Origin of the sequence: Halorubrum sp. CBA1229, assembly GCF_003721435.2 — an archaeon.
GTDB lineage: Archaea > Halobacteriota > Halobacteria > Halobacteriales > Haloferacaceae > Halorubrum.
This window is the reverse complement of the sequence record NZ_CP054585.1, coordinates 533,193-547,390: the sequence shown is the minus strand read 5'-3', so window position 1 is coordinate 547,390 and position 14,198 is coordinate 533,193. Positions and strand designations below refer to the sequence as shown.

At 68.8% G+C, this 14,198-nt stretch carries 12 protein-coding genes; 7 read left to right on the top strand and 5 right to left on the bottom strand.

Going from position 1 to position 14,198, the window contains the following annotated elements; all coding sequences use genetic code 11:
• Window positions 1–46: 46 nt before the first annotated feature.
• On the top strand, window positions 47–403 hold the full coding sequence (locus Hrr1229_RS02705; RefSeq protein WP_123114314.1) for a hypothetical protein: 357 nt from the start codon (window positions 47–49) through the stop codon (window positions 401–403).
• Window position 404: 1 nt separating this feature from the next.
• Here Hrr1229_RS02705 and Hrr1229_RS02700 read toward each other — a convergent pair whose 3' ends face one another.
• Window positions 405–635 (bottom strand): Gar1/Naf1 family protein, encoded by a 231-nt coding sequence (locus tag Hrr1229_RS02700; RefSeq protein WP_123114315.1) that lies wholly within the window; start codon window positions 633–635, stop codon window positions 405–407.
• Between the two features lie 2 nt (window positions 636–637).
• The gene (gene srp19, locus Hrr1229_RS02695) at window positions 638–916 is read right to left on the bottom strand and encodes a signal recognition particle subunit SRP19 (protein WP_092563260.1); all 279 of its coding nucleotides are present in this window, start codon (window positions 914–916) and stop codon (window positions 638–640) included.
• A gap of 164 nt (window positions 917–1,080) precedes the next feature.
• Between srp19 and alaS the strand changes: the two genes are divergently transcribed.
• From alaS to citZ, 6 genes are all read left to right on the top strand, one after another.
• Complete coding sequence (gene alaS / locus Hrr1229_RS02690; RefSeq protein WP_123114316.1) at window positions 1,081–3,861, top strand: alanine--tRNA ligase; 2,781 nt, start codon at window positions 1,081–1,083, stop codon at window positions 3,859–3,861.
• A gap of 17 nt (window positions 3,862–3,878) precedes the next feature.
• Complete coding sequence (locus tag Hrr1229_RS02685; protein WP_123114317.1) at window positions 3,879–4,682, top strand: alpha/beta hydrolase; 804 nt, start codon at window positions 3,879–3,881, stop codon at window positions 4,680–4,682.
• 318 nt (window positions 4,683–5,000) lie between these two features.
• Window positions 5,001–5,747 carry a glucose 1-dehydrogenase gene (locus Hrr1229_RS02680; protein WP_123114318.1) on the top strand — a complete coding sequence of 249 codons (747 nt, stop codon included), beginning with the start codon at window positions 5,001–5,003 and terminating at the stop codon, window positions 5,745–5,747.
• Between the two features lie 198 nt (window positions 5,748–5,945).
• Window positions 5,946–6,662, top strand: coding sequence for a type 1 glutamine amidotransferase (locus tag Hrr1229_RS02675; RefSeq protein ID WP_123114319.1), 717 nt, complete (start codon window positions 5,946–5,948; stop codon window positions 6,660–6,662).
• Window positions 6,663–6,764: 102 nt separating this feature from the next.
• Window positions 6,765–8,663 (top strand): PINc/VapC family ATPase, encoded by a 1,899-nt coding sequence (locus tag Hrr1229_RS02670; RefSeq protein WP_123114320.1) that lies wholly within the window; start codon window positions 6,765–6,767, stop codon window positions 8,661–8,663.
• 126 nt (window positions 8,664–8,789) lie between these two features.
• On the top strand, window positions 8,790–9,944 hold the full coding sequence (gene citZ / locus Hrr1229_RS02665; RefSeq protein WP_123114321.1) for a citrate synthase: 1,155 nt from the start codon (window positions 8,790–8,792) through the stop codon (window positions 9,942–9,944).
• A 110-nt stretch (window positions 9,945–10,054) separates the two neighbouring features.
• On the opposite strand, the gene Hrr1229_RS02660 is transcribed toward citZ, so the two are convergent.
• The 3 genes from Hrr1229_RS02660 to Hrr1229_RS02650 form a co-directional block, all read right to left on the bottom strand.
• Complete coding sequence (locus Hrr1229_RS02660; protein ID WP_123114322.1) at window positions 10,055–11,290, bottom strand: digeranylgeranylglycerophospholipid reductase; 1,236 nt, start codon at window positions 11,288–11,290, stop codon at window positions 10,055–10,057.
• A gap of 166 nt (window positions 11,291–11,456) precedes the next feature.
• Entirely contained in the window at window positions 11,457–12,320 is an 864-nt protein-coding gene (locus Hrr1229_RS02655; protein WP_123114323.1) for a 2-oxoacid:ferredoxin oxidoreductase subunit beta, read from the bottom strand.
• A gap of 3 nt (window positions 12,321–12,323) precedes the next feature.
• The gene (locus tag Hrr1229_RS02650; protein ID WP_123114324.1) at window positions 12,324–14,081 is read right to left on the bottom strand and encodes a 2-oxoacid:acceptor oxidoreductase subunit alpha; all 1,758 of its coding nucleotides are present in this window, start codon (window positions 14,079–14,081) and stop codon (window positions 12,324–12,326) included.
• Window positions 14,082–14,198 lie beyond the last annotated feature (117 nt).

The window sequence follows — 14,198 nt, the reverse complement described above, 5'->3', positions numbered from 1 at the left end:
CGTCCGGTACCCCCAGATATTCCCGCGTCCGGTCCCTCGATCCGGTATGAGTAGCAATCGGACGTACCGCTGTCTGAACTGCCTGGAACACACCGTGAGCCGAGCGTTCGACACGTCGCACCTCTCGGTGACGTGTCCGAACTGCGGTTCGTTCGAGCGGTTCGTCAACGATGCGGTGTTTCAGCAGTTCCGCGCGTTCGAGGAGTCGCCGCCCGCGGAGCTCGATTGGGCGCGGCTGGACCGCACGGAGAAGCTGATGGTCTCGGAGCGGCTCGTCCGCTCGACGAAGACGCTGGCGGACTTCTCCGTCGTCGACGGAGAGGCGTCGCCCGGAGAAGGGGAGGCGGCGGCCGGAGAAGGGGAGGCGGCGGCCGGAGAAGGGGAGGCGGCGGCCGGGGACTGAGTCAGCGCGCGTACAGCTTCCCGCCGACGAGAGACGTGAGCCCGTCGTCGTCGCTCGGCGTGACCGCCACGTACGGCCTGTCGACGGGGCCGAACACGTCGACGACGCGGCCGACCGTCGAGAGCGACTCGTCGACGACGGCCGCGCCGATCCGCGGCGGTTCCTCGCCGCGGTCGCCGCGGGCGATCGCGAGCCCCCCGGCGGTGCGGACGACGGTGCCGACGCGCCGCATCGTCACTCTCGGATGACCCCGAGGTAGGCGGCGACCGCCTGCACGAGGTCGTTTTTCGCGGTGTCTTCGGTGCCTCGGACGACCACCGCGCCTCGGGGCTCGAACTCGCGGGAATACGTCTTGTCGCGTTCGATCACCGCGTCGTAGCCGACCTGCTGGACCGCCTTGGCGATCTCGTCGACGGTCGGCTCGGGGACCGCAAGATCCGTCGGGACGCGACGGCCCTCCGAGCGCGACCGCTCGGCGTCGAAGTACGCGGGATAGACGACGTTCTCGACCATACCGGAGAGGCGAGCGCGCGGCCTAAGGTCGTTTCGGACCCGCGCGGTCGCGGTCGGCGGACGGTCCGGGGCGCGCTCGGGCGGTCCCCGGTGCGCTCGCCCCGGTAGCCCGCCCGCGGGCCACCCCGGAACCCTTTTGGACGAACACGGGTCACGTTCCTGTAATGAGCGATCTCGAAGCGGAGTACCGTCTCGATTACTTCGAGGAGGAGGGGTTCGTCCGGAAGGAGTGTCCCTCCTGTGGCGCGCACTTCTGGACCCGGGACGGCGACCGCGAGCTCTGCGGGGAGCCGCCGTGCGAGGACTACAGCTTCATCGACGACCCCGGTTTTCCGGAGCCGCACTCGCTGTCGGAGATGCGGGAGGCGTTCCTCTCCTTCTTCGAGGAGCACGGGCACGAGCGGATCGACCCGTACCCGGTCGCGGCGAACCGCTGGCGCGACGACGTGCTCTTAACGCAGGCGTCGATCTACGACTTCCAGCCGCTGGTCACGTCGGGGCAGACGCCCCCGCCGGCGAACCCCCTCACCATCTCGCAGCCGTGCATCCGGATGCAGGACATCGACAACGTCGGCAAGACGGGCCGACACACGATGGCGTTCGAGATGATGGCCCACCACGCGTTCAACACGCGCGAGGAGGTCGACGAGGACGAGTACGCCTACCACGGCGAGGTGTACTGGAAGGACGAGACGGTCGCGTACTGCGACGAGCTGTTCGAGAGCCTCGGCGCGGATCTCGAGGAGATCACCTACATCGAGGACCCGTGGGTCGGCGGCGGCAACGCCGGCCCCGCCATCGAGGTTATTTATAAAGGCGCCGAGCTGGCGACGCTCGTCTTCATGTGCATGGAGCGGGACCCCGACGGCGACTACGAGATGAAGGACGGGCACACGTACTCGTTCATGGACACGTACATCGTCGACACCGGCTACGGGCTCGAGCGGTGGACGTGGATGAGCCAGGGGACGGCGACCGTGTACGAGGCCGTCTACCCCGACGCGATCGACTTCTTAAAGGAGAACGCGGGGATCGAGCACACGGAGGCGGAACAGGAGCTCGTCCACCGCGCCGCGAAGCTCTCCGGCCGGCTCGATATCGACGACGTCGACGACGTGGAGGACGCGCGCGGCGATATCGCCGACCGCCTCGATGTCGACGTCGAGCGACTGCGGGAGCTCGTCGAACCCCTCGAATCAATCTACGCGATCGCCGACCACTCCCGGACGCTCGCGTACATGTTCGGCGACGGGATCGTGCCCTCGAACGTCGGCACGGGCTACCTCGCCCGGATGGTGCTGCGCCGGACGAAGCGGCTCGTCGACGAGGTCGACGTGGACGCCCCCCTCGACGAGCTCGTCGACATGCAGGCGGAGCGGCTCGGCTACGAGAACCGCGACACGATCCGCGAGATCGTTCGCACCGAGGAGCGGAAGTACCGCGAGACGCTCGAGCGCGGCTCCCGCAAGGTGGAGTCGCTCGCCGACGAGTACGCCGGCACCGGCGAGCCGATCCCGACAGAGACGCTCTTAGAGCTGTACGACTCCCACGGGATCCAGCCGGACATGGTCGCCGACATCGCGGCCGAGCGCGGCGCGACGGTCGACGTCCCGGACGACTTCTACGCGCTCGTCGCCGACCGCCACGAGGAGGCCGACGCCGACGAGGGCGGGGACGACGCCGACGAGCGGATCGGCGAGCTCCCCGAGACAGAGAAGCTGTTCTACGACGACCAGGGCCGTACCGAGTTCGAGGCGGTCGTCCTCGACGTCTTCGAACGCGAGGAGGGGTACGACGTCGTTCTCGATCAGACGATGTTCTACCCGGAGGGCGGCGGTCAGCCCGCCGACCGCGGGCAGCTCACCGCCGGCGAGACGGCGGTCGACGTGGTCGACGTACAGGAGGAGGGGGGCGTCGTGCTCCACCGGACGGACGCCGACCCGGGGAAAGGCGAGTTCGTCAAGGGACAGGTCGACGGCGACCGCCGCGACCGGCTCCGCGCGCACCACACGGCGACCCACCTGATCGGCCACGCCGCCCGCGAGGTCCTCGGCGAGCACGTCCGGCAGGCGGGCGCCCAGAAGGGGATCGACTCCTCGCGGCTCGACGTCCGCCACTACGAGCGGATCTCCCGCGAGGAGGTCAAGCGCATCGAGCGCGTCGCCAACGAGCTCGTCCGCGACGACGTGCCGGTGCGTCAGGAGTGGCCCGACCGCAACGAGGCCGAGGCCGAACACGGCTTCGACCTGTATCAGGGCGGCGTCCCGCCGGGAACGAACGTCCGGCTGATCCACGTCGGCAACGCCGACGTGCAGGCGTGTGCGGGCACGCACGTCGACCGTACCGGCGAGATCGGCGCCGTGAAGGTGCTGAAGACGGAGCCCGTCCAAGACGGTGTCGAGCGCATCGTGTTCGCCGCGGGCGGCGCGGCGATCGACGCGACCCAGCGCACGGAGGACGCGCTGTACGACGCGGCCGACGCGCTCGACGTCGATCCGCTCGACGTCCCCGAGACCGCCGAGCGGTTCTTCGAGGAGTGGAAGGCGCGGGGCAAGGAGGTCGAGTCGCTGAAAGAGGAGCTCGCGGCCGCGCGGGCTTCCGGCGGCGCCGACGCCGAGGAGGTCGAGATCGGCGGGGCCACCGCGGTGATACAGCGGCTCGACGGCGACGCCGACGAGCTGCGCGCGACCGCGAACGCCCACGTCGACGACGGGAAGGTCGCGGTCGTCGGCAGCGGGGCGGACGGCTCCGCGAGCTTCGTGGTGGGCGTTCCCGACGGCGTCGACGTCAACGCCGGGCAGGTCGTCTCCGAGCTCGCCGGCCGCGTCGGCGGGGGCGGCGGCGGACCGCCGGACTTCGCGCAGGGCGGCGGGCCGGACGCGGACGCGCTCGACGACGCGCTCGCGGCGGCGCCGGACGTGCTGCGAAGCCTGCAGGAGGCCTGACGACACCCCAACCTCCCATGCCACACGCGACCAACGGCGGCGTCTCGATCCGATACGAGGTCGACGCGCCGGACGCGGGCGATCCCGACGAGGCGGTGGTGTTCTGCGGTGACGTGGGGCTCGGCGCGTGGCAGTTCGGCTGGCAGCACGCCGCGCTCGCCGGGCCGCACACGGTGATCACGCCCGAGACGCGCGGCGTGGGACAGTCCGACGCTCCGCCCGGTCCGTACGCCGTCGAAGACCTCGCCGCGGACGTCGACGCGGTGTGTGCCGCGGAGGGGGTCCGGAACGCCCACCTCGTCGGCTACGGCCTCGGCGGGATGGTCGCGCTCGCGGCCGCCCTCGCCTCCTCGCGTCCGGCGAGCCTGACGGTCGTCGGCACGCCGCCGTCGGGCGACGCCTACAACGCCGGCGGGGTGTGGGCCGACCCGTCCGACCCCGCGGCGGTGGAGGGGTCGCTCAGCGGGCTGGTCTCCGTCGACTTCCGCGAGGCGCACCCGGACGCGCTCCCGCGGATCGCGGAGTGGCGGCTCGCCGAGGACGCCGGCCGCGAGACGTTCGAGGCCCACCGCGCGGCCGTCGACGCGTTCGATATCACCGACAGGCTCTACGAGATCACGATGCCGACGCTCGTCGTCCACGGGACCGACGACGCCGTGTGCCCGATGACGGCGGCGGAGACGCTCGCGGAGGGGCTCCCCCGCGGCGAGCTCCACGCGGTCGAGGGGGCGCGCCACCTCGTCGGCGTCGAGGCGTCGGCCGCGGTCAACGACGCGCTGGCCGGGTGGCTCGCCGAACACGCGACCGACACGGTGACGTGACTGTCTGCGGCCGGGCCGGGACGCTGGAGCGGCGGCCAGTGGGTGCCGATGCCACGGTGTCGTGATCGTCGACAAATCTTACTCGATACTGACGGAGATCCGCTCACTCTGCGAGGTGATCTCATCTCGCGGCGGTCGTGCGTCTGGTGGCGTTCGTGGGTCTCACGGCAGGGGTGATCGACCGGCCGATTCACGACTGTCGTCGCCGCGTCTCGCCGTGAGACGGCGGTTGCGTTCGTTTCTACCCGGCGGCTGCATTCGTTTCCACCGGATGAGAATAGCAAGTAGCATTATTAATAATTACATAAACATTTAGTCATGGTAACCTTATCTGACAGCGTCGTCGTCGTCACCGGTGCGGCGTCGGGGATGGGTCGATCGATGGCGCACGAATTCGCCGATGCGGGCGCGGCGGTGGCCGTCGTCGACATCGACGCCGACGGCGCAGCGTCGGTCGCCGATGCGATCGGATCGGCCGGCGGGGAGGCGATAGCGGTAGACGGTGACGTGACGGACACCGAAAGCGTCGAGCGCATCGTCGACTTGACCGTCGACGAGTACGGCACGATCGACGTGCTGTGTAACAACGCCGGCGTCCTCGACGACTTCGCGCCCGTCGGAGAGACCACCGACGATCTCTGGAACGGGATCTTGGACGTGAATCTGACGGGGCCGTTCTACCTCACCCGCGCCGCGCTCCCCGCTCTCCGAGACGGGAGCGACGAGGGGGTCGTGATCAACACGGCGTCCGTCGCCGGCAAAGTCGCCGGGGGAGGCGGGGCCGCGTACACGACATCCAAACACGGCCTGATCGGCTTCACGAAACAGCTCGCACACGATTACGGCCCCGAAATCAGGGCGAACGCCGTCTGTCCGGGCGCCGTCGAGACGGGGATGACCGAAGAGATGATCGAGGACTTGGAAGCGATGACGGCCGACACGCCCGCCGGCCGGTACGCCGATCCCGAGGAGATCGCGAGCGTCGTCGCGTTCCTCGCGAGCGACGAGGCCTCGTTCGTCCACGGCACCGCGGTCGACGTCGACGGCGGGTGGCTCGTCGACTGATCCGACACCGGGACGGCGTGGCGACTCCGCCGCCGTCGGGGGAGGAGGACACTCGGCGTCGAACCGGCGCGGCGGCGTCCACGGACCGAGCCCGACGGCGGAACGCGGGGAGCGACAGGCGACGATTGCCCTCCCCGACGCCGGTAGGGCTTCCCGTCGCCGCAACCGTTTTGCGTCCGTCGCGCCTCGGTGCGGCTAATGACACGGCTCCGGTTCGCCCTGCTGAACGCGGCCCACGACGGCGCGAACACCCGGCGGAACTTCCGCCGGGAGCTCGACGCCGCCCTCGTCGAGTTCGACGCGACGGACGGTCAGCTCCCCGATCACACCGACTTCGACGGCGTGGTGGTCACCGGCTCGCGGTCGTCCGTCTACTGGGACGAGGCGTGGATCCCCCCGCTCGTCGACTACGTCGCGGACGCCGCCGCGGCCGGCGTCCCGGTGCTCGGCGTCTGTTACGGCCACCAGGTGCTCGCGGAGGCGCTCGGCGGGCGCGTGGCGGGGATGGACGGCTTCGAGATCGGGTACAACGACGTCCGCCGGCGCGGTGACGACGAGCTGTTCGACGGGGTCGGCGAGGAGTTCACCGCGTTCACCACTCACGGGGACACGGTGGTCGATCTGCCGCCGAGCGCGACGCTGCTCGCCGAGAACGACCACGGCGTCCACGCGTTCCGCGACGGCCACTGCTGGGGCGTGCAGTTCCACCCGGAGTACGACGTCGAGACCGCACGCGAGGTCACCGAGGGGAAACGCGAGCGGCTCGGCGACGCGCGCGTGGACGCCGTCCTCGACGAGATCACTCCGGTTGCACACGACGCCGCCTGCGAGGCGAAGGGGCTGTTCGACAACTTCACCGAGTACGCCCGGCGGCTCCGAACGGAGCGGGCGTCCCCGGCCGCCGCCGACGACTGATCGGTCGGGTCGCGGCCGCGGTCGCGGGACCGTTTCGACCGCGCGTTCGGGGATACCACCCGGGTCGAACACCCTTATACCGTTCCCGCCCGGAACCACGGTATGAACGTAGTACCGGACACCAGTGCGGTCGTCGACGGCCGCGTGTCCGAACACGTCGCGGACGGGACCTACGAGGGGGCCACGGTGCTCGTCCCCGAGGCCGTCGTCGGCGAGCTGGAGTCGCAGGCGAACGACGGGCTGGAGTCGGGCTGGGACGGTCTGAGCGAGCTCAAGCGGCTCGCCGATCTCGCCGACGAGGGAACGATCGAGCTGCGGTACGTCGGCGAGCGCGCCGACGGGGACGCCCGGTCGCACGCCCACGAGGGCGACGTCGACGCGTTGATCCGCGGGATCGCCGCCGACCACGACGCGACGCTCCTCTCGAGCGACATCGTGCAGGCGGAGGTCGCCCGCGCGAAGGGGATCGACGTCGAGTACGTCGAGCCGGTCGCTCGCGGCGTGGTCGACGAGCTTCCGATTCAGGACTTCTTCACCGACGAGACCATGTCGGTCCACCTCAAGACGGGGACGAAGCCGAAGGCGAAACGCGGGAGCCTCGGCGAGATGCGGTACGTCACCATCGACGAGGCGCCGACGAGCGAGGAACAGATGGACGAGTGGGCGACCGCCATCGTCGACCTGGCGCGCCAGTCTAACGAGGGGTTCATCGAGCTCTCCGACGACGGCATGGACATCGTCCAGTTCCGGAACTACCGGATCGCGGTCGCGCGGCCGCCGTTCGCCGACGGCATCGAGGTCACGGCGGTCCGACCGATCGCGAAGACGACGCTCGACGACTACGAGTTCGCCGACGAGCTCCGCGAGCGGTTCAAAGAGCGGAAGCGCGGCGTGCTCATCTCCGGGTCGCCCGGCGCCGGGAAGTCGACGTTCGCGCAGGCGGTCGCGGAGTTCCTCAACGACAGCGACTACGCGGTGAAGACGATGGAGAAGCCGCGCGACCTCCAGGTCGGTCCGGAGATCACTCAGTACGGCGCGCTCGGCGGTGAGATGGAGAACACGGCGGACTCGCTCCTCTTGGTCCGCCCCGACTACACCATCTACGACGAGGTCCGGAAGACGAACGACTTCGAGGTGTTCTCGGACATGCGGATGGCGGGCGTCGGGATGGTCGGCGTCGTCCACGCCTCTCGCGCCATCGACGCGCTCCAGCGGCTCGTCGGCCGCGTCGAGCTCGGGATGATCCCGCAGATCGTCGACACCGTGGTGTACATCGAGGCGGGCGAGGTCCACACCGTCTACGACGTGACGACCGAGGTGAAGGTGCCGGCGGGGCTCACCGCCGAGGACCTCGCGCGCCCCGTCATCCAGGTGTCGAACTTCGAGACCGGTCGCCCGGAGTACGAGATCTACACCTTCAACCGGCAGGTCGTCACGGTCCCGCTGAACGACGAGGACGGCGAGGGGGAAAGCGAGAGCGGCGTCGGCCGCATCGCCAAACAGGAGATCGAACGCGAGATCCGGTCGGTCGCGCACGGTCACGTCGACGTCGAACTCAAGGGGAACGACGAGGCGATCGTCTACGTCTCCGAGGGCGACATCGGCACCGTCATCGGCAAGGGCGGCGGCCGCATCAGCGACATCGAGAACCGGCTCGGCATCGAGATCGACGTCCGCACCCACGACGAGAAGCCGGAGGGACGCGACGGCGCCGACGGCTCCGGCGGCGGACGCGGCGGCAACGGGCAGGGTCGGGGCGGGCAGGTCGGCGAGGAGCGCGGGACCGTCGTCCAGCCGGAGATCACCTCCCGACACGTCGTCATCGACGTCGACGACGGCGTCGGCGAGACGGTGGAGGTGCGCGCGGACGGCGAGTACCTCTTCACCGCCACCGTCGGCCGCGGCGGCGAGGTCCAGGTGTCCCGCGGTTCCGCGATCGCCGAGGAGCTGGAGGACGCGATCGACCGCAAACGGACTGTGACGGTCGTTCCGGCGCGCTGAGGCGGCCGACGCACTCTCGGCACTCCCAACTTCTGCCGTCGTTCGACTCCACTACGTTCGTCGATCGTCGTACGCTATCCCTCCTGAAAGATAACGCTTTTTTGGCGGTGGTCGGAAGGTCACAGCATGTCAGACGAGTTAAAGCGCGGGCTCGAAGGCGTCCTCGTCGCGGAGTCGGAGCTGAGCCACGTCGACGGCGAGGTCGGCAAGCTCGTGTACCGTGGGTACGACATCGAGGACCTCGCTCGCGGCGCGAGCTACGAGGAGGTGTTGTACCTCCTCTGGCACGGCTCGCTGCCGACGCGCGAGGAGCTCGACGCGTTCACCGCGGACCTGGCCGCGGAGCGGGCCGTCGACGACGACGTGCTCGAGACGGTCCGGACGCTCGCCGACGCGGGCGAGCGACCGATGGCCGCGCTCCGGACGGCCACCTCCATGCTGTCGGCGTACGACCCCGACGCCGACGCGGACGACGACGGCGACGCCACGGCGCGGGCCCGGCGGCAGGGCCGTCGTATCACGGCGAAGATCCCGACCGTCCTCGCGGCGTTCGAGCGCGCGCGGCAGGGCGAAGCGCCCGTCGCGCCGGACCCCGACCTCTCGTACGCCGGGAACTTCCTCTACATGCTCACCGGGGCCGAGCCGGACGACGTCAGCGAGGAGACGTTCGACATGGCCCTGACGCTCCACGCCGACCACGGGCTCAACGCCTCGACGTTCACCGCGATGGTGATCGGCTCGACGATGGCCGACGTCTACTCCGGCGTCACCGGCGGGATCGGCGCGCTCTCCGGTTCGCTCCACGGCGGCGCGAACCAGGACGTGATGGAGGTGCTCCACGAGATCGACGAGTCGTCGAAGGACCCGGTTTCGTGGGTGACAGACGCCCGCGAGGACGGCCGGCGGATCCCCGGCTTCGGCCACCGCGTGTACAAGGTGAAAGACCCCCGCGCGAAGATCCTTCAAGAGAAGCTGCGGGACCTCTCCGAGTCGTCCGGCGACACGAAGTGGCTCGACTACACCACCGCCATCGAGGAGTACCTGACCGAGGAGGGGTTACTCGACAAGGGGATCGCCCCGAACGTCGACTTCTACTCCGGCTCCGTCTACGACTCGCTCGGGATCCCGGTCGACATGTACACGCCCATCTTCGCGATGAGCCGCGCCGGCGGCTGGATCGCTCACATGGTCGAGTATCAGGCCGACAACCGGCTTATCCGCCCGCGCGCTCGGTACACCGGGCCGGAGAGTGCCGAGCTCGTCCCGATCGACGAACGGTAGGCCGCGCCGCGGTCTCTCGACGCGCGTGCGATTTTTATACTCGTTATAAATAGACGGTGTAAGTAGACGGTATACGCAGACGCTGGAAGTAGCCGTGATGAATAGACGCGCTACGACCCCATCCGCTCGCGGGCGAACTTCGCCAGCAGCGGGAGGTCGTCGAGGTGGAGCAGCTTCGCCATCGCGGACTTATCGCCCTGGTTCGCCTTCTCCAGCGTATCGTCGTCGGTCCGTCGGAGGTCCTCCATGAACCGGTCGTACCGCTCGTTCGGCGCGAGGTACAACAGCCGGGTGAGCATCAGCCGGGAGCGCATCCGGGGCGCCACGTCCCGGTGCCAGAGCCGCTCGTAGACGGCGAGGCTCTCGGCGTCCACGCGCCGCTCCGAGTCGGTGAGACACCGGTCGATGGTGGACGCCGCCGCGCGGGCGGACTTCATCCCCTTGTGGATCCCCTCTCCCCACAGCGGGTCGATGGTGGGGACGGTGTCGCCGATCGCGAGGAACCGGTCCGTGTGCATCGCGTCGGGCATCTGGATGTGCGCGGAGCCGCGGTGGACCGCGTCGTCGATCTGTTCGGCGTCGGCGAACCGCGGGTCCCGCTCGATCCAGTCCTCGAGGTAGCCGTCGACGGTCTTCCCCTCTTTCGCGAACTCGCGGTGGCGGTCGTTCTGGATGTAACAGATGCCGACCTTCGCGGTGTCCTTGCCGGTGGCGAAGATCCACGAGTAGCCGCCGGGCGCGATGTCGTGGTCGAGCCGGAGCATCATCGCCCGGCGCAGGTCGGCGTACTCGGGGTGGTTCATCTCGACGCCCTCCATCTCGTACTCGATGCCGATCGCCTGATTCTCTCGCTCCAAGTCGACCACGTCGAGCGCGCTCGCGATCGGCGCGGCCGGGCCGGTGGCGTCGACGACCACCTCGGCGTACACCTCCTCGTCGCCGTCGTACCGAACGCCCTCGATGACGCCGTCGTCGTCGAGGATCGGGCGGGAGACGCGCGAGTCGAACCGGTACTCCGCCCCGTTCTCGCGACCGTCCTCGACGAGGAAGCGCTTGAAGTCGGCAAACTCGAGGACGGCGCCGGGCTGGTAGCTCTCGTAGTAGCTGTTCGGCGACTCCAACACCACGTCGTCGGTGTACGACATCACGACGTCGTCGGGGATCCCGAAGGCGGACATCATCGAGGGGAACGTCCCCGCGGTCGACTTGTTGCTCTGGCGGGGGAACTCGGCCTCCGGCTCCGTTTCGAGAACGACGACGTCGTAGCCGCGCGTCGCCAGATCGCGGGCGCACTGCGCGCCCGCCGGTCCGGCACCCGCGATAACGACGTCGTAGCGATCAACCATATACCACGTAATTCGGACCCACGTAATTAGGCTTGCTGAAACGGGTCGCGAACGGGCCCTGACCCGGCTCGGTCGCCGAAATTTGGCTATCGAGGGAGGTCGGAATGTCGGCGGTCCCGGTGATCGTCGGTCTCGGAAAAAACGGCTCGGAACGGCGGAGGCGGCGTCAGTAGAACTCGCGGACCAGGTCCGTCGCGCCCTCCGGCGCGCCGTCCGGGATGACGGACATGTCCTCGTCGACGCCGTGCTGCTCGTGGTACGGCACGGAGTCTTCGTCTTGGTAGATGACGCCCTGATACTCCTGCTCGGAGTTGAGGATGGCGTCCTTCGCGTCCTCGCGGTCGGTCGGGTCGTGGTCGGTCTCCTTCAGGTCGACGAGCGAGTCGCGGAAGTAGTCGTACGTGTCGACGTCGTTGAAGGTGACGCACGGCGAGTAGACGTTCACGAAGCCGAACCCGTCGTGCTCGACCGCCTTCTGGATGATCTCCTGATGGCGGAGCGCGTCCGAGGAGAACGACTGCGCGATGAACGTCGCGCCCGACGCCAGCGCCAGCGCGTGCGGGTTGACGGGCGGCTGCTTCGGCCCGTCCGGGCTCGTCGACGTCTCGAAGTCCTCCCGGGAGGTGGGCGACGCCTGCCCCTTCGTCAGCCCGTAGATGCGGTTGTCCATCACGACGTACGTCATGTCGACGTTGCGCCGGACGGCGTGGACGAAGTGGCCCGCACCGATGGAGTAGCCGTCGCCGTCGCCGCCGGCGACCATCACTTCGATGTCGGGGCGGGCCATCTTGACGCCGGTCCCGACCGGAAGTGCGCGCCCGTGAACGCCGTGGAGCGCGTAGCTGTGCATGTACGTGCCGATCTTTCCGGAGCAGCCGATGCCGGCGACGACGAAGGTGTTGTCGGGGTCGTTCCCCGTCTCCGCGAGCGCCTTCATCATCCCGTTCATGGTCCCGAAGTCGCCGCATCCCGGGCACCACGTCGGCTGCTTGTCGGACTTGAAGTCGGTGAATCGAATGTCTGAGCTCATTGGTTACGCCTCCGCCCCCTCCGCGAGGGTCGCTTTAATCTCCGCTGCGAGTTCGTCGGCCTTGAACCGCACGCCGTTGTACTTGTTCACCCGGTCGACGCGCTCTAAGACGTCGTGTTCGACCAGGTCCGCGAACTGTCCCTGCTCGTTACACTCGACGACGACGACGGTCTCCGCGTCCGCGACGTCCTCGGAGAGGTCCGGCCGCGGGAAGATGTACGGGACCGAGAGCACCCGCACGTCCTGCCCCTCGTCGTCGAGGATGTCGACCGCCTCGGCGAGCGCGCCCTCGTTCGAGCCCCACGTGATCACGAGCGTGTCGGCGTCGGCGTCGCCGAACTCGCGCGGGCTCCAGTCCTCGCGCTCGCGGGCCGTCTCGACCTTCCGGTTGCGCTTGTCGACCTGTTCGACGCGCATCTCGGTGTCCTCGGTCCGGCGGCCCTGCTCGTCGTGTTCGAGGCCGGTGGACATGTGCGCGCCGTCGGCCGTGCCGGGGAACGCCCGCGGCGAGACCCCGTCGTCGGTGATCTCGTGGGGCTGGAAGCCGCCGGAGTCGCTCATGTGGTCGTCGATGTCGGCCTCGTCGACGACGAAGCCGCGGTCGACCTCCACCTCGTCCATATCGAACGTGTCCGGGGAGAACGTCTGCTCGGTGACCGCCATCGAGAGGTCGGCGGTGAGGTAGACGGGGAGCTGGTACTTCTCGGCGAGGTTGAACGCCTCGACCGTCTTCCAGAAGCACTCGTCTATCGTCGTCGGCGCGAGGACGAACCGCGGCACCTCGCCGTGGCCGCCGTACAGCATCTGGTTTAAGTCGCCCTGCTCCTGTTTCGTCGGCATCCCGGTGGAGGGACCCGAGCGCATCACGTTACAGATGACGAGCGGCGTCTCCGAGGTGGCGATGAGCCCGAATGTCTCCGTCATCAGGTCGATCCCGGGGCCGGAGGTCGCGGTCATCGATCGCGCGCCCCCGCGGGCCGCGCCGAGCGCCATGTTGATCGCGGAGAGCTCGTCTTCCGCCTGCACGACGTGGCCGCCGTAACGCTCGATCCGACCGGTGAGATACGTCATCACGTCGGTCGCGGGCGTGATCGGGTAGCCGGCGTAGAAGCGGCAGCCGGCCGCGATGGCGCCCATCCCGATGGCCTCGTCGCCGTTGAGGAGAACGTAGTCCTCGTCGGTGGTCTCTAAGTCGTAGTCGAACTCGTGGTCGAACTCCTCGGCGACGTACGACCGCCCCGCGCGGGCGGCCTCCTTGTTGTTGTCGACGAGCTTCTGGCCCTTGTCCGCGAACCGCTTCTCGAGGGCGGAGTCGAGGTTCTCGATGGGGAACTCGGCGACCTCGCAGGCCGCGCCGAGCGCGACGACGTTCCGCATGATCGCGCCGCCGGCCTCCTCGGCCAGCCGCTTGAGGGGGACGTCGATCCCGATCATCTCGTCGGGGATCTCGACGTCCTGCATCGTGGTCCGCTCGCCGTCGTAGATGATCACCGACCCCTCGTGGAGCTCCTCGAGGTTCTCCTCGATCGTCCGAGGAGTCAACGCGATGAGCACGTCGAGCCGGTCAACGACGCTCTGTACCTTGTCGACGGAGGTTCGCACCTTGTAGGCGGTGTAGCCGCCCCGGATCCGCGAGGCGAAGTCCTTCGACGTGAACACGTGTCGACCCGCCCGAGAGAGCGCTTGCGCGAAGATCTTCCCGGTCGAGTCGATGCCGTCGCCGGCCTCTCCGCCGACGGCCCAGTTGAAGTCCGCGGCCATACTATGACGCAGTTTTCGCCGGACTCATCAAAAGACTTCTGGAAGGAGTCACCGGAGCGTTTTCGAACGTACGTACACCTCCTCGCGAATATTGTCGCATATAGGCGTGACTTGCCG